This window comes from Enterobacter cloacae complex sp. 2024EL-00227 (assembly GCF_043945315.1).
Taxonomy (GTDB): Bacteria; Pseudomonadota; Gammaproteobacteria; order Enterobacterales; family Enterobacteriaceae; genus Enterobacter; species Enterobacter roggenkampii.
Genome location: NZ_JBIMQP010000003.1, coordinates 233,205 through 249,754 on the forward strand (window position 1 = coordinate 233,205; position 16,550 = coordinate 249,754).

General features: G+C 53.3%; 14 protein-coding genes. 11 read left to right on the top strand and 3 right to left on the bottom strand.

The genetic code is table 11. The annotated features are described in order from the left end of the window. Window position 1 precedes the first annotated feature (1 nt). On the top strand, window positions 2-808 hold the full coding sequence (gene sapF / locus ACHH0Z_RS06810) for a putrescine export ABC transporter ATP-binding protein SapF (RefSeq protein WP_008501227.1): 807 nt from the start codon (window positions 2-4) through the stop codon (window positions 806-808). Window positions 809-956: 148 nt separating this feature from the next. Then, window positions 957-1,898, top strand: a complete 942-nt coding sequence (locus ACHH0Z_RS06815; protein ID WP_045410372.1) for an ATP-grasp fold amidoligase family protein — start codon at window positions 957-959, stop codon at window positions 1,896-1,898. Here the strand turns inward: ACHH0Z_RS06815 and ACHH0Z_RS06820 are convergent. Both ACHH0Z_RS06820 and ACHH0Z_RS06825 read right to left on the bottom strand, forming a co-directional pair. After that, window positions 1,879-2,943, bottom strand: a complete 1,065-nt coding sequence (locus tag ACHH0Z_RS06820) for an ATP-binding protein (RefSeq protein ID WP_045410374.1) — start codon at window positions 2,941-2,943, stop codon at window positions 1,879-1,881. The genes ACHH0Z_RS06815 and ACHH0Z_RS06820 overlap by 20 nt on opposite strands. Next, window positions 2,940-3,644 carry a response regulator gene (locus ACHH0Z_RS06825; RefSeq protein ID WP_008501224.1) on the bottom strand — a complete coding sequence of 235 codons (705 nt, stop codon included), beginning with the start codon at window positions 3,642-3,644 and terminating at the stop codon, window positions 2,940-2,942. The genes ACHH0Z_RS06820 and ACHH0Z_RS06825 overlap by 4 nt, the downstream gene beginning before the upstream one ends. 271 nt (window positions 3,645-3,915) lie before the next feature. On the opposite strand from ACHH0Z_RS06825, the gene ACHH0Z_RS06830 reads away from it, so the two are divergent. The 6 genes from ACHH0Z_RS06830 (at window position 3,916) to pdeR (ending at window position 14,029) form a co-directional block, all read left to right on the top strand. Beyond that, a complete protein-coding gene (locus ACHH0Z_RS06830) occupies window positions 3,916-4,302 on the top strand; it encodes a hypothetical protein (RefSeq protein ID WP_045410524.1) in 387 nt (128 codons plus the stop codon). A gap of 93 nt (window positions 4,303-4,395) precedes the next feature. After that, entirely contained in the window at window positions 4,396-7,491 is a 3,096-nt protein-coding gene (locus ACHH0Z_RS06835; protein WP_045410377.1) for a multidrug efflux RND transporter permease subunit, read from the top strand. Window positions 7,492-7,761: 270 nt separating this feature from the next. Further along, window positions 7,762-8,550 carry an enoyl-ACP reductase FabI gene (gene fabI, locus ACHH0Z_RS06840; protein ID WP_003856831.1) on the top strand — a complete coding sequence of 263 codons (789 nt, stop codon included), beginning with the start codon at window positions 7,762-7,764 and terminating at the stop codon, window positions 8,548-8,550. A 154-nt stretch (window positions 8,551-8,704) separates the two neighbouring features. Next, window positions 8,705-9,691, top strand: coding sequence for a CMD domain-containing protein (locus ACHH0Z_RS06845; RefSeq protein WP_045410379.1), 987 nt, complete (start codon window positions 8,705-8,707; stop codon window positions 9,689-9,691). A gap of 88 nt (window positions 9,692-9,779) precedes the next feature. Beyond that, entirely contained in the window at window positions 9,780-11,714 is a 1,935-nt protein-coding gene (locus tag ACHH0Z_RS06850) for an exoribonuclease II (protein ID WP_045410380.1), read from the top strand. Between the two features lie 323 nt (window positions 11,715-12,037). Then, window positions 12,038-14,029, top strand: coding sequence for a cyclic di-GMP phosphodiesterase (pdeR, locus tag ACHH0Z_RS06855; protein WP_021240293.1), 1,992 nt, complete (start codon window positions 12,038-12,040; stop codon window positions 14,027-14,029). On the opposite strand, the gene ACHH0Z_RS06860 is transcribed toward pdeR, so the two are convergent. Further along, window positions 14,026-14,895, bottom strand: a complete 870-nt coding sequence (locus tag ACHH0Z_RS06860) for a crotonase/enoyl-CoA hydratase family protein (protein ID WP_045410383.1) — start codon at window positions 14,893-14,895, stop codon at window positions 14,026-14,028. The genes pdeR and ACHH0Z_RS06860 overlap by 4 nt on opposite strands. Window positions 14,896-15,088: 193 nt before the next feature. Between ACHH0Z_RS06860 and ACHH0Z_RS06865 the strand changes: the two genes are divergently transcribed. From ACHH0Z_RS06865 to osmB, 3 genes are all read left to right on the top strand, one after another. Continuing rightward, a complete protein-coding gene (locus ACHH0Z_RS06865) occupies window positions 15,089-15,271 on the top strand; it encodes a hypothetical protein (protein ID WP_021240294.1) in 183 nt (60 codons plus the stop codon). A 44-nt stretch (window positions 15,272-15,315) separates the two neighbouring features. Next, a complete protein-coding gene (locus ACHH0Z_RS06870; protein ID WP_023327631.1) occupies window positions 15,316-16,068 on the top strand; it encodes a DNA-binding transcriptional regulator YciT in 753 nt (250 codons plus the stop codon). Window positions 16,069-16,327: 259 nt separating this feature from the next. After that, window positions 16,328-16,546, top strand: a complete 219-nt coding sequence (gene osmB, locus ACHH0Z_RS06875) for an osmotically-inducible lipoprotein OsmB (protein ID WP_008501216.1) — start codon at window positions 16,328-16,330, stop codon at window positions 16,544-16,546. Window positions 16,547-16,550 lie beyond the last annotated feature (4 nt).

Here is a 16,550-nt window from a genome sequence, read left to right on the forward strand (position 1 = left end):
AATGGTCGAAACCTTGCTGGAAGTCCGCAACCTGAGTAAGACCTTTCGCTACCGCACGGGGCTGTTTCATCGTCAAACTGTCGACGCGGTAAAACCGCTCAGCTTTACCCTGCGTGAAAAACAGACCCTGGCAATCATCGGCGAGAACGGTTCCGGGAAATCCACCCTTGCGAAAATGCTCGCCGGTATGGTTGAACCGACTGCAGGCGAAGTATTGATTGACGATCACCCTCTCACGTTCGGGGATTACTCTTTCCGCAGCCAGCGCATCCGCATGATCTTCCAGGATCCGTCGACCTCGCTCAACCCGCGCCAGCGCATTTCGCAGATCCTCGATTTTCCGCTGCGTCTGAACACCGACCTGGAGCCCGAGGCGCGCCGTAAGCGTATCTTCGAAACACTGCGCATGGTTGGGCTGTTACCGGATCACGAAAGCTACTACCCACACATGCTGGCACCCGGCCAGAAACAGCGTCTGGGTCTGGCGCGTGCGTTGATTTTGCGCCCGAAAGTGATCATTGCTGACGAAGCGCTTGCCTCGCTGGATATGTCGATGCGTTCGCAGCTGATTAACCTGATGCTGGAACTGCAGGAAAAACAGGGCATCTCGTATATCTACGTCACCCAGCATCTGGGGATGATGAAGCACATCAGCGATCAGGTGATGGTTATGCACCAGGGTGAAGTGGTCGAACGCGGCAGCACGGCGGATGTGATGGCCTCCCCGCTTCACGAACTGACAAAACGGCTGATAGCCGGTCATTTCGGTGAAGCATTGACGGCCGATGCGTGGCGCAAAGATCGGTAAACAAACGTTGCACCGCTTAATAAGGATTAAATAGCCTTAACACGCTGTTTAATCCTTAACTTTTTCATCTCCATAGCTGCTCCATATTCTCAGCAAAATACATCAACAGTTCTTCTCCAGAATATCCGGACATTATGGAGGAGAAGAAATGAACAACGCCACTTACGTTCTCAAATATACCGAGTACCTCATCAAAAAATGTCGTTCATTTTTAATGACGGACCTGTACTTTCATACTGTGAGGCTCAAGAAAACATCGGGGAAGCACCCTGACATTAAATCACCCACGACGTTGAGTGAAAAAATATGTCATCGTCTGGTCTATGACCACAATAACGTCTATACCCTGCTTGCCGATAAACTCGCCGTTCGGGAATACGTAATCTCCAGAACAACGCGTGCGAAAACGGTGCCATTACTTGGCGTGTACAGCAAGGTGTCCCAGATTGATTTTTCGACGCTCCCTGAAAAATTTGTCCTTAAGTGCAACCATGACAGTGGCAGCACAATAATATGTACGAACAAAGCGCAATTTAACATCAGGGAAGCGTGTAAAAAACTCAGTCTCGCGTTAAAGAAAAATATGTACTACACCACGCGCGAATGGCAGTACAAAAACATTACGCCAAAAATACTTTGCGAACCGTATGTCGATCTCTTCGATGATGCAGACAGGAACACAGCGCCCGAAATGCTAAGGATCCATTGCTTTCATGGCGTTGCCCACTATGTTGAAGCGGATTTTACGGATGACAGCGGCAAAGGTTTCATCAACGTTTACGACAGGTACTGGAACTTACAACCCTTTCAGATGGAATATCCGAATACACCGTTGGCGCCAGGCGAACCGGCCTTGTTCCGACAAGCGTTGCTGGCATCCCAGGAGCTGGCGGATGGCATTGACTACTGCCGCGTTGACCTCATGCTAAAAAAAGATGAAATCTATTTCAGTGAAATAACCTTAAGCCCGAGACGCGGTAAACTGTCGATTACCCCGCAGGAATGGGATGCTAAGCTAGGAAAAATATGGCATTTACCGCCGGCAGGCACATTTGACCTGCCGCTGACGCTCACGAGTCGGGCCAGGTGAGTTTAAATATCGAGTGGTTTTGCGTTGATAAGGTATAGGTAACATCGCCACCATGCGCCAGCATGATGGCTTTTACCACCGACAAGCCCAAACCACAGCCTTCCGGGTTCAACTGTCTGGCGCCGTTATCGCGCTGAAAGGGCTGAAACAGGAAGTCATGAAACTCCCTGGGGATACCCGGTCCCCCATCCTGAATCAGGATAAAATTGCCTTTATCCGAAACACCATTTTTTACGGTGAGCTTGCGCGAGGTGGAATAGTGTAAGGCATTGTCAAATAAAACGGTCAGACACTGATTGATGCGTAAGGGATCGAATGCGCACTGCTGCTCCCTCAGTTCGGTATGGACGGTAAATGCCTTACGGTTGAACTCGGGCATGAAGGTATCGAGCGCGTCCTGTAGTGTCCCTTTCAGATCCGTTCTGGCCTGGTATAACGTGTATCCTGCCCCGCCATCCGAACTGATAACCCGGAGATCTTCAATCAGACGGGTTAATCCTTCCGTCTGTTTGAGGAGGTTAGTAAACAGCACCGGGTCCGGGGTAAACACACCGTCAACCAGCCCCTGAAGCCTTCCGCGTAAAATGGTGACCGGGGTTCTGAGTTCATGCGCAATCGCAGCATTCCAGGATTTCCGCTGGATATCCAGCGTTTGCAGCTTTTCTGCCATTTCATTGAAATCCGTAACCAGGTGATTGATCTCTCCCAGCCGGGAACTGGCACAGAATGCCCTGGCGTCCAGATCGCCCTGAGAAATTTTTTTCAGGCTGGACGCGACCGCGTTTAGCGGGGTGAGTATTCGCGATGAAAGTTTGACCGTAAAGAATACGGCAATGATCAGGCTGATCGTTGTCGCGGTCCCAATCCATACCCAGTCCCACATCGTCATCTGCTCGTCATCGCCCGCAGCAGGGCCGCCGGGAAGATGATCCAGAATAAAGGAGTAAAAAAACCAGGAGCCCAGTATGGCGATGGCAATTATCGTAAACGTCAGCAACAGCATATACGTTAAGATCTGACGACTCAGGACAGACTCTTTATTCATTTCTTTTCCCCAAGCCGGTAACCCATGCCCCTGATGCTCTCGGGAACGCCATAAAGACCGGCCAGCTCCAGTTTTTTTCGCAGCTTGCTCATATGGCTGTCGACGGTTCTGTCGAGCGTATCGCCTTCCGGCAAACACGCGTTGAGCAACTCTTCACGGGAACAGACCTTGCGCGGATACCGCACCAGGTAAGAAAGCAACTTAAATTCGGTCGTCGTTAAGACCGGGGAGATAACCTCGGGCCCCGCAGTAACCTCCACGTAGAAATCATCCGGATAGACCGTAATGAATGGCGTTCTGAGCGGCAGGGCCCCCGCCTGCTGAAGCGCAGGCTTTGTTCTACGCAGCACCGCCTCAACCCGCGCGACAACTTCCGAAGGGTTGAAGGGTTTGATGACGTAATCATCCGCGCCGAGCCTCAGACCCATAAGTTTATCGACGTCCTGATCGAGAGCGGAAACCATAATGACGGGGACAGCGCTTTCATGGCGAAGCGTGGTAAGCACGCTCCAGCCGTCACACACGGGCAGGTGAATGTCCAGCAAGATGAGATCCGGTTTATGGAGGCGATTGAGCGTTATCGCCTGCTCGCCCTGCCTGGCCCTGAGCGTTTTCATTCCCGAACGCTCTAAGTAGCTCATCAGTATATCGGCGATTTCGTCTTCATCTTCAACAACAAGGATAAGCGTATTTTTGTTCATATTATCTCCGCGGGTGAAATCCCTTTAAGCACGCTATCAGATATCTTGAGCACAATAAGACACAGCCTCCGGGAAAAAGTGCCGTAGTCACGAAAATTTCCCGGTTGATTTAAATGCCCGGTTATTTCTCCACACAGCCTACACATTCAGTCAATAAAGACTCGACAATGTCCGTTCAAAATCGCTAATGAGGCATAACGCGTTGTGCATTGCGGGCTGCAAATTACCACTGTTTCTTAAAGATTTTATGAAGTTGGCTGAAATAATGAACATGGAACTTTCTAAATATTTTTCTCCTAAAAAACTGGGTATATATTTCCTGTTTCTGCTGCAGTCGTGGGGATTACTTTATACCTGGCTGATGCTGGTACACAGAGTGGATGAGAAAGTCGCCTCGACGCTGCTCTCTTCACCCCTTATCTATGGCTGCATCGCATTGTCAGTGGTTTCTCTGGTCATACAAAATAAAGCCGGCGCGTTCATTGAGCTTCTTATCATCGCCTTCTGGCTGATGGTGATTTTTGTTTATCTCATTATTACGTTCACCGTGCTGTTAAACGCGATGCCCGATATTGAGGATCTGATCTTTTACTATGAATGTTATTTGATCATTTTTTTTGGTGGAGCACCGCTGTACCTCATTATGAGAATGATCTGAGCCCTTGCTCCACACATCCTCCATAAACCGCCCACTTCCGCTAAACAGGTGCGCGGTAGAGTCTCTGCCTCACTCTTTTGCACAAAAAAACCAATGCCTCATTTTTTTATTGACCGCCCTATTTTCGCCTGGGTCGTGGCGCTGTTTATCGTCCTGACGGGTCTCCTGTCTATTCCTCGTTTGCCGGTTGCGCAGTATCCGGCGGTGGCACCGCCGGGCATCATTATTTCCGTCAGTTACCCGGGGGCCAGCCCCGATATCATGAATACGTCGGTGGTATCGTTAATCGAGCGCGAAATCTCTGGCGTAGATAATTTGCTCTACTTCGAATCATCCAGCGACACAACCGGTTCGGCGTCTATTACCGTCACGTTTAAACCCGGCACGGACATCAAGCTGGCACAGATGGATCTGCAGAACCAGATTAAGATCGTCGAGCCTCGTCTTCCTCAGGCGGTAAGACAAAACGGCATTAACGTCGAGGCCGCTAATTCTGGATTTTTAATGATGGTGGGGCTGAAGTCCACCAGCGGTCAATTCGAGGAAGCCGACTTAAGCGACTATTTTGCCCGAAACGTCAGTGACGAGCTTCGTCGCGTGCCCGGCGTAGGGAAAGTTCAGCTGTTTGGCGGCGAAAAAGCGCTGCGTATCTGGTTGGATCCGATGAAGCTCCACAGCTACGGCCTTTCGGTGAGCGATGTACTTACTGCTGTTGGCCAGCAAAATGCCCTGGTTTCGCCCGGCAAAACGGGAGATGAACCAGCATCTGCGGGACAAGGCGTAACGTATCCCATCACCGTGAAGGGGCAACTCACTTCGGTAGAGGCGTTCAGAAACATTACCCTGAAATCAGATGCATCGGGCGCGAGGCTGAAACTGTCCGACGTCGCGCGCGTTGAGTCCGGCCTGCAAAGTTACGCTTTCGGTATCCGCGAAAATGGCGTGCCTGCAACGGCTGCGGCAATCCAGCTCTCGCCGGGTGCCAACGCAATGAGTACAGCTTCAGGCGTACGCGCGCGCATCGGCGAGCTTTCCCAGGTATTACCGGAAGGAATGGCGTTTACGGTTCCCTTCGATACCGCGCCGTTTGTGAAACTGTCTATCATGAAGGTGGTTCAGACCTTTGTAGAAGCGATGGTCCTGGTCTTCCTGGTGATGCTTCTGTTTCTGCATAAGATACGCTGTACGCTTATCCCGGCGATTGTTGCTCCCGTCGCACTTCTTGGCACCTTCACGGTGATGTTATTGAGCGGATACTCCATCAATATTCTGACGATGTTCGGCATGGTGCTGGCGATAGGGATTATCGTTGATGATGCCATTGTGGTAGTGGAGAACGTCGAACGACTGATGGCGGAAAAAAGCCTCTCCCCACGGGACGCTACCCGACAGGCCATGCAGGAGATCGCCCCGGCGATTATCGGGATCACGCTGGTGCTCACAGCCGTCTTTATCCCCATGGGGTTTGCTGAGGGTTCGGTCGGGATTATCTATCGACAATTTTGTATTTCTATGGCGGTCTCCATACTGCTGTCCGCGTTTCTGGCCCTGACGCTGACGCCTGCCCTGTGCGCAACGTTACTCAAGCCGCACAAGGCAGGAAAGAGCGGAAGTGGAAGGTTCGCGGCCAGGTTTAACGCGCGCTTCCGTTTGCTCACCGTCTGTTACGAAGCCGGGCTGGGTGCCGTTCTGAAGCGAACCGGGCGTATGCTGCTCCTGTACGTTGCGCTCTGCACGGCGCTGTTTGTTGGATTGTCTTCGCTACCGTCGTCCTTTCTGCCGGATGAAGATCAGGGCTACTTTATGTCCTCTATCCAGCTGCCTTCTAATGCCACGATGCAGCGCACCCTCGACGTGGTCAAAAAATTTGAAGCGGAAATTGCGGCCCGGCAGGACATTGAAAGCAACATTATGATCCTGGGGTTTGGCTTTTCAGGTTCAGGACCGAATTCGGCTATGGCCTTCACCACGCTGAAGGACTGGAAAAATCGGCAGGGCTCGACGGCTCAGGATGAAGCCGACCACATACAGGCCAGCATGACGAACGTCTCTGATGCCGTCACGATGAGCCTGCTCCCGCCGGCCATTTCGGATATGGGCACCTCCTCGGGCTTCACATGGTACGTTCAGGACAGAGCGGGAGCGGGCTATGACGCTCTAAAGAGGGCCGCCGACGCGCTGGTTCTGCAGGCTAATCAACGCCCTGAACTCAGCGATGTCTATATAGACGGTCTGCCGGAAGGAACCAGCCTTGCGCTCCAGGTTGACCGGGAAAAGGCGGAAGCGATGGGCGTCTCATTCGATGAAATCAACCAGACGCTCTCCGTCACCCTGGGCTCAAATTACGTCAACGACTATACGAACAACGGCCGCGTTCAACAGGTGATTATGCAGGCCGATGCCCCTTACCGAATGCAGCCCGAGCAGATACTGAAACTATCAGTGAAAAACCGGATGGGTGAGATGGTGCCGGTATCATCGTTTGCGACGATCTCCTGGAACGTGGCACCGCAGCAGTTGACGCGCTACCAGGGTTATTCTGCTATACGGATTACCGGAAGTGCGGCGTCAGGCGTATCCAGCGGCACTGCAATGAAGGCCATGGAAGGCTTGTCCAGGAGCCTGCCTCAGGGCATGGCGGGTGAGTGGGCCGGGAGTTCGCTACAGGAGATAAAATCGGAATCGCAGCTTCCGGGCCTGATCGCCCTGTCGATACTGGTCGTATTTATGGTGCTCGCCGCGCTGTATGAGAGCTGGTCTATCCCATTCGCGGTCATGCTGGTCGTTCCACTGGGTCTTATCGGCGCGGTAGTAGCGGTGTCTGTCGCCGGTATGACGAATGACGTTTTCTTCAAGGTGGGTCTGATTACGCTCATCGGCCTGTCGGCCAAGAACGCCATTCTGATTGTCGAATTTGCCAGGCAGCTCCATCGTCAGGGGCAGCCCCTGCTGGCGGCAACCGTTCATGCCGCCAGCCAGCGCCTGCGCCCCATTCTGATGACATCGTTAGCCTTTACCTTAGGAGTTGTTCCTCTGATGCTGGCCACCGGTGCGAGCGACAGTACGCAGCATGCCATCGGTACCGGAGTTTTTGGCGGCATGATTAGCGGCACGCTTCTCGCGATCTTCTTCGTACCGGTTTTCTTTATCGTTATTGCGCGCTTCATCGGCAACATCAGGAAAGCGTGAACACCCTTGCGGGATCGCGCCTCCTCGCTGGTTGGATGAGGCGAAGCTGTTGCCGGGTGATATACTGGACGAATGCTGAAATTTCGCGCCCCCGCGAGTCCGCGGCGCATTCTTCGGGGCATGCGACTTCGGAGAAGTGCGAGAAATATCGTGACACAAAGGGCCGTGAGTGGGCTATAATTTCGAGCTAATTTCGAATGATTTTGAAATACTGCCTGTAACGCTATGAATTACAAGGCAAAATAAGCAATGAATATAAGGATTAAAGCTATGGGTTTTCTTTCCGGTAAGCGCATTCTGGTGACTGGCGTTGCCAGCAAACTGTCCATCGCATACGGCATCGCACAGGCAATGCATCGCGAAGGCGCTGAGCTGGCGTTCACCTACCAGAACGACAAGCTGAAAGGCCGTGTTGAAGAGTTTGCCGCGCAGCTGGGTTCCAGCATTGTTCTGGAATGTGACGTTGCACAAGACGAAAGCATCGACGGCATGTTTGCTGAACTGGCAAAAGCATGGCCGAAATTCGACGGTTTCGTTCACTCCATCGGCTTCGCGCCTGGCGACCAGCTGGACGGCGACTACGTGAACGCGGTAACCCGTGATGGCTTCAAAATCGCGCACGACATCAGCTCCTACAGCTTCGTTGCGATGGCGAAATCCTGCCGCGCGATGCTGAACCCGGGCGCAGCCCTGCTGACCCTGTCCTACCTGGGCGCAGAACGTGCGATCCCTAACTACAACGTAATGGGTCTGGCTAAGGCGTCTCTGGAAGCCAACGTACGCTATATGGCGAACGCAATGGGTCCTGAAGGCGTGCGCGTTAACGCCATCTCTGCGGGTCCAATTCGCACCCTGGCCGCTTCCGGTATTAAAGATTTCCGTAAAATGCTGGCACACTGCGAAGCGGTTACCCCGATTCGTCGTACTGTTACCATTGAAGATGTGGGTAACTCTGCAGCATTCCTGTGCTCTGACCTTTCCGCGGGTATCTCCGGCGAAGTGGTTCACGTTGACGGCGGCTTCAACATCGCTGCAATGAACGAGCTGGAAATTAAATAAGCTGTGACTCTCTTCCCGCCCGGGAAGAGAGTATTTCCCCCCGCGTCACCCCTTCGTTATTCCGTTCTGCTATTTGTTATCACCTAACAATATTTTTCCCTTTATCTGCCTTACGCCAGGATATTGATCGCCATTTTGAGATCAAGGAACGCACATGGAACAACGCCGTTTTTCCGGCAAAGGCCACTGGTATCATGAAACCCAGTCAAACCACGCGCAGACGGATGTTCTGCCCCTGGTACCCGAAGCCGCTAACGTCGACGATCGTTTTTTGCTCGATTTAGCCCTGCCTGATGAGATTGTCGCCGCCTGTTCTGGCTGGCTTACCCCTGCCAGAGCCTTATGCCACCAGCTGTTTCCGCTCTCAATTCCCGTGAACCGACTGCATACGCTCAGCGCTTACGATCGACTCAGTACCGCGCTAACGGTCGCTCAGGCCTGCGGCGTTCAGCGGCTCTGTAACCACTACGCCGCCCTCCTCGCCCCGCTTCCCGGCCCGGACTCCTCGCGCGAAAGCAACCGCCGCCTGGCACAAATCACCCAGTATGCCCGCCAGCTCGCCAGCTCACCTGATGTCATTGATGATAAAGCCCGGAACCAGCTTGATGAGGTGGGCCTGTCCACGTACGACATCGTGGTGATTAACCAGATTATCGGCTTTATCGGTTTTCAGGCGCGCGTGGTCGCGATTTTTCAGGCCCTGTTGGGACATCCTGTTCGCTGGTTGCCGGGACATCATATTCAGCCGCACACGATCCCCGCGAGCCACGATGCGTGGATGCCGCTTTTACCCGTCGTCGAACTGCGCTACGCGAATGCGCATCAGCTGGAGTCCCTCTCCCGCTGGCAGGCCGAACCCGCGCTCGAGGCGTTGACGCCGGTGCTTTGTCATGAGCCGACGCTGCTCGACCTGACCGGAGAAATCCTGTTAAACAGCCGCGCGGAGATCCCGCAGACGTCACCCGCACTTTCGGCAGCGGTCGAACTGCTGACCCGCTCGCCGGACCGCTTCAGCGCCGCGCAGTTTACCCCGCTCACGGATCAAGGACTCCAGGGCGAATATGCCATCACGCTGCTTACCCAAAGTGCGTTTGATGGCTGGCTTAATCGTCTGAAAGTGGCGTTTGGTAAAGAGGAATAACCACACTCATTACCCAAAGACCGCTTGCTGAGACAGTGAGAATCGCGTAAAACTGTCAGCCGCTCAATGGCTACGAAAATAGAACATTATGTTTCAGGACAACCCGCTGCTAGCGCAGCTTAAACAGCAACTGCATTCCCAGACGCCGCGTGCAGAAGGGGTCGTAAAAGCCACGGAAAAGGGCTTTGGCTTCCTTGAAGTTGACGCGCAGAAAAGCTACTTCATTCCGCCACCGCAGATGAAGAAAGTGATGCATGGCGACCGCGTCATGGCCGTCATTCATACCGAAAAGGAACGTGAGTCCGCCGAGCCGGAAGAACTGATCGAACCGTTCCTGACCCGCTTTGTGGGTAAGGTGCAGCGAAAAGACGATCGTCTTTCTATCGTGCCGGATCACCCTCTGCTGAAAGATGCCATTCCCTGCCGCGCCGCCCGTGGCGTTGAGCATGATTTTAAAGAAGGCGACTGGGCCGTAGCAGAAATGCGCCGTCATCCTCTGAAGGGCGATCGCGGTTTTTATGCGGAACTGACCCAGTTCATTACCTTTGGCGCCGATCATTTCGTGCCATGGTGGGTTACGCTGGCACGCCACAATCTTGAAAAAGAAGCGCCGAACGGCGTGGCAACCGAGATGCAGGACGAAGGTCTGACGCGTCGCGATCTCACCGCGCTGGAGTTTGTCACCATCGACAGCGCCAGCACCGAAGATATGGACGATGCGCTCTACGCTGAAGAGAGCGCCGACGGCAAACTGCACCTGACTGTTGCCATTGCCGATCCCACCGCCTGGATTGTTGAAGGCAGCAAGCTTGACGAAACGGCGAAAATTCGTGCGTTCACGAACTACCTGCCGGGCTTCAACATCCCAATGCTGCCTCGTGAACTGTCAGACGATCTCTGCTCGCTGCGCCCAAATGAAGTGCGCCCGGTTCTCGCCTGCCGCATGACCATTGCCGCGGATGGCGCGATTGAAGACGATATCGAGTTCTTTGCCGCCACCATCGAGTCGAAAGCCAAGCTGGCCTACGATAACGTCTCCGACTGGCTGGAAAATACCGGTAGCTGGAAACCAGAATCAGACGCCATTGCCGCGCAGATCCGTCTGCTGCATCGCATCTGCCTGAACCGCAGCGAGTGGCGTCAAATCCATGCGCTGGTGTTCAAAGATCGCCCGGATTATCGCTTTGTTCTGGGTGAGAAAGGCGAAGTGCTGGATATCGTGGCCGAGCCGCGACGCATTGCGAACCGCATCGTTGAAGAAGCGATGATTTCCGCCAACATCTGTGCCGCACGCGTGCTGCGCGACAAGCTGGGCTTTGGTATTTACAACGTCCATACCGGCTTCGATCCGGCGAATACCGAAGCGCTGGCGGCCCTGCTGAAGAATCACGACGTGCACGTCGATCCGGAAGAAGTGCTGACCCTGCCGGGCTTCTGCAAGCTTCGCCGCGAACTGGACGCGCAGCCATCGGGCTTCCTGGACAGCCGCATTCGTCGCTTCCAGTCCTTCGCTGAAATCAGCACCGAGCCTGGCCCGCACTTTGGTCTCGGCCTCGAAGCCTACGCGACCTGGACGTCACCGATCCGTAAGTATGGCGATATGGTTAACCACCGTCTGCTGAAAGCGATTATCAAAGGCGAAACCGTTGCCCGCCCTCAGGAGGAGACCACGCTGCAAATGGCCGATCGTCGCCGTCTGAACCGCATGGCAGAGCGTGACGTTGGCGACTGGCTGTACGCGCGCTTCCTGCAGGATAAAGCCGGTACGGATACCCGTTTCGCCGCCGAGATCATTGATATCAGCCGCGGGGGGATGCGCGTCCGCCTGGTCGATAACGGTGCTGTCGCGTTTATTCCGGCGCCATTCCTGCATGCTGTTCGTGATGAAATGGTCTGTAGTCAGGAAAACGGTACGGTGCAAATTAAAGGTGAAACAGTTTACAAAGTCACCGACGTGATTGACGTCACTATCGCTGAAGTCCGTATGGAAACCCGCAGTATTATCGCGCGTCCTGTCGCCTGATAACCTGTTCAATTGTCGGTCATTTCCTTTCCGGAAAGGCCGACAATTTTTCTTTTTATCCCCGCCACAAAATCATTATTTTTTCTTACTATTTTCAGCCTCTCCTCGCCCAAATTCGCCATAATTATCTACAGTAAAAGAGTGTTGTTATATTCGGTTACGTGAATTTTTATACGCTTAGTATCCTTTTAAATCTGACTCGTTTTATTATAAGAATTCAGGGAAAAACAATAAGTTCACTTCGGTTTTGCCGCTGCTTCTCAACGGAAAAGTCGACTGCAAATGAATAATTGGTGCGCTACTGAACAGCTGCGGGAGAAAACATGATGGACGATCTGGAGCAGAATTTGCTGTTTCGCTACATGGGAACCCACAGCCCATGGTGGCGCTTGTCAGCTGACAGCAACGCTCTGCACCTTGCCGCCAGTGAAAATGCCGATGTCACCCAAGTGATTGCGCTGGACGACGATCAGGCCGATCTTATCCGTCATTTAACCGTTATTACCTCCAGCATTTCCATGACGCTCTCGTTATTCGGGGAAGATGTCCCGGTTCACCTTGTAGGCCGTAAAATTACCCGTAACGAGTGGGCCGGTACGGCTTCCGCCTGGAACGATACGCCCTCCGTGGCGCGCGACCTGGCTCAGGGACTCTCTTTTGCGGAACAGGTGGTGTCAGAGGCTAACTCCGTGATTGTTATTCTCGATCAGAATGGCAATATTCAGCGTTTTAACCGACTGAGCGAAGAGTATACCGGCCTCAAAGAGCAAGAAGTGATTGGCCAGAACGTGTTTAAGCTCTTTATGAGCCGCAGCGAAGCGGCTGCCTCAAAGCGCAATATTACCGGTTTCTTCCGCAACGGCAGCTCCTACGAAGTCGAACGCTGGATCAAAACGCGTAAAGGGCAACGACTGTTTCTGTTCAGAAACAAATTCGTTCACAGCGGCAGCGGTAAAAATGAAATTTTCCTTATCTGTTCCGGTACCGATATTACCGAGGAACGCCGCGCTCAGGAGCGGCTGCGCGTGCTGGCCAATACCGATACCATCACCGGCTTACCAAACCGCAATGCGATCCACGACCTGATCTCTGACGCCATCAGTCACCGCGGCGACACGCAGGTTGGCGTGGTGTATCTCGACCTGGATAACTTTAAAAAGGTCAACGACGCTTACGGGCATATGTTTGGCGATCAGCTGTTACAGGCTGTGGCGCTCGCCATTTTGAGCTGTCTGGATGAGGGACAGGTGCTGGCACGACTTGGCGGAGATGAGTTTATCGTCATGGCCACCCATACTTCTCAGGGCTCTCTGGAAGCGATGGCGTCGCGCATTTTAACCCGCCTGCGCCAGCCGTTCCGAATCGGCCTGATCGAAATTTACACCGGCTGTTCCCTGGGCATCGCCCTCGCCCCGCAGCACGGTAACGACCGGGAAAGCGTCATTCGTAACGCCGATACCGCCATGTACACCGCTAAAGAGAACGGCCGGGGCAAGTTCTGCGTCTTCTCGCCCGAGATGAACCAGCGCGTGTTTGAGTATCTCTGGCTGGATACCAACCTGCGTAAGGCGCTGGATAACGACCAGCTCCTGATTCACTACCAGCCTAAAATCACCTGGCGCGGAGAGGTCAGAAGTCTTGAAGCGTTGGTCCGCTGGCAATCGCCCGAACGCGGGTTGATCCCACCGCTGGAGTTTATCTCTTATGCCGAGGAGTCAGGGTTGATTGTGCCGCTGGGCCGCTGGGTGATGCTGGATGTGGTTCGCCAGGTGGCGAAATGGCGCGATAAGGGAATTAACCTGCGCGTGGCCGTGAACGTCTCTGCGCGTCAGCTGGCCGACCAGACTATCTTTAGCGACTTAAAGCAGGCGCTGAAGGATCTGAACTTTGAATACTGCCCGGTCGACGTTGAATTAACCGAAAGCTGTCTCATCGAGAACGAAGAGCTGGCGCTCTCCGTGATCCAGCAGTTCAGCAGGCTGGGGGCGCAAATTCATCTCGACGATTTTGGTACCGGATACTCCTCCCTTTCTCAGCTGGCCCGCTTCCCTATTGACGCCATAAAACTCGATCAATCGTTCGTCAGGGATATTCATAAGCAGTCCATCTCCCAGTCTCTGGTGCGCGCCATCGTCGCGGTGGCGCAGGCGTTAAACCTGCAGGTGATTGCCGAAGGGGTGGAAAATGCAAAAGAAGACGCCTTTCTGACCAAGAACGGCGTCAACGAACGGCAGGGTTTTCTGTTTGCTAAGCCGATGCCCGCTGCCGCATTCGAGCGATGGCTAAAACGATATCAGGCGCGAAAACAGCATTAACTGGCTTTACGCAACCCCGCCGCGTGATGGCGGTTTTGCAGCATGACCAGACGCTCCATGTAGGCGATATCTTTCGGTTCCAGACAGAAAGCCGCGTCTACCCAGTCTTCCGTGATGTCCATTAATTCACTGCGCGGCAATTGCAGAACGCGCGTACGGGCGCGCAGCATCGCCCTCACGCCATTCATTTTTGGCCGTAGCGTGTCGATGAAGGTTCGTGTGGAGACATAGCTTTGTCCGGGTTCAAACAGGAGATCCACCAGGCCATGCTGTTCGTACCATTCCGCCGTATGGGATTCCCCCTTGTAGATGAGTTCCTCCGCCAGCTTCATGCCTGAACGGCGAGCTACCAGAGAATATCCCCCCATGCCCGGGAACAGGTTAAAAGCAATCTCGGGAAAACCTAAACGTGCATCGCGCTGCGCCAGAACGAAATGGTGCGCAAGAGCGGCCTCAAACCCGCCCCCTAACGCGCTGCCTTCGACCATAGCCAGCGAGATGGCCCCCGTATCAAACCCCCGCGATGCGGCATGCACGCAATCAACGCAGGCGCGCGCATAGGCCCGCAACGCTTCACGTCGACCGTGCTGAATACACTCGACGAAGAACTGCAGGTCACCGCCCGCATTATACATCTCGGGAACCAGCGATCCGGTCACCCAAAAATCGACCGCAAAACCAGACTGGCGGACGAGCCATGAAAGGTTCATGATCTCCTCTATTAACGCATGGTTGAAGCAAGGACGTGGCTGAGCCCGCAACATCATCCAGACTGTATGTCGCTCTGCCTCGTAATAGCCTGACAGCTGGGTGAACCGTTCAGTGTCGGTAAACAGTGTGCAGGTAGGCTGATTGATAACTGTCATAGTCTAATTCCTCTTATAAAAAAGCGCGTTGCGCGCAGTTTTAGACTAATCCACTCAATAAGCCCGCAGCATGAGGGGGAATAATTTTATCACTTCCGTTTATGGAATTTGGTTATTGCATTTTTTCCCTTCTCTTTTGAAGCCAATTTCTGCATCATTGAAAATATTAACTTTTCGCGCCTGGGGTAAGATTATGTCAACTATTGACGCACAAGCTGTAGCACAACGAATTGATACCGTGCTGGATATCCTGGTGGCGGGCGATTATCACTCTGCTATCCGTAATCTTGAGATCCTGAAGTCTGAACTTCTTGCTCAGAATGGCGCTGACGATGCGCCCGAAAACAGACAGCCAAAAGCGCCGTGGGAAGTTTAACCCCCACCGTTTCCGACCTCGTTTCGCTTTATTAAATGGATGCTATGAATTCCCGACAACAACTCATTTTGCAGATGGTCATCGATCAGGGACGCGTAAGCGTAGTCGATCTCGCTAAAACCACTGGCGTTTCTGAAGTCACCATCCGTCAGGATCTTAATCTGCTGGAAAAACAGAGCTACCTGCGTCGCGCGCACGGCTATGCGGTCCCGCTGGACAGTGATGACGTTGAGACGCGCATGATGAACAACTACGCGCTCAAACGTGAACTGGCGGAATTTGCTGCGTCCCTGGTGAACAACGGCGAGACCGTTTTTATTGAAAACGGCAGCAGTAATGCCCTTCTGGCGCGAACGCTTGCCGATCAAAAAGACGTTACCATCATCACCGTCAGCAGCTATATCGCGCATTTACTTAAAGAGACGCGCTGCGAGGTGATTCTGCTGGGCGGCATCTATCAGAAAAAAAGTGAAAGCATGGTTGGCCCGCTGACCCGTCAGTACGTCCAGCAGGTCCATTTCAGTAAGGCCTTTATCGGGATTGACGGCTGGCAGCCGGAGACAGGCTTTACCGGCCGGGATATGATGCGCTCTGACGTGGTGAATGCCGTACTGGAAAAAGAGTGCGAAGCCATTGTGCTCACCGACAGCTCTAAATTTGGTGCCGTTCACCCTTACACGATGGGTCCCGCTGCACGCTTTAGCCGCGTGATTACCGATGACCGTTTGAGCGAAGCGCATCGCAATAAACTCGAAGAGAGCGGTTTGATCGTCAATATTATTAAAGCCAGCGCCTGATTTCCCTCCGCGCCCGTATTTCGGGCGCACACGTCTTTCTCTGAGATGATTCTTAACCCTGCTTTAAGAGTTTTTACCTGTTTAACCTGCCCTAAAGTCGTAAAATTACTATTAGCGATATAACAGGAAGTGACTATCACCTGCGTGATGAAGTAACGCCTGCGCGACCAGCTTTCACGGGGAAAAGAATTAAGTATTCGATTAGTCTATACTTAACGTGTACATCTTTCCGTGAATCGATAATTCAGGAGAAAGTATTATGACCTTAACCAGCAAAAAATTAGCCGCCGCTGTTCTGGCAATCACTGTCGCTATGTCCCTGAGCGCATGCTCTAACTGGTCTAAACGTGACCGTAACACCGCGATTGGTGCCGGTGCCGGTGCTCTCGGTGGTGCAGTATTAACGGATGGTAGTACGCTGGGTACATTAGGTGGCGCTGCTGTCGGTGGTATTATCGGTCACCAGGTTGGCAAATAACTAT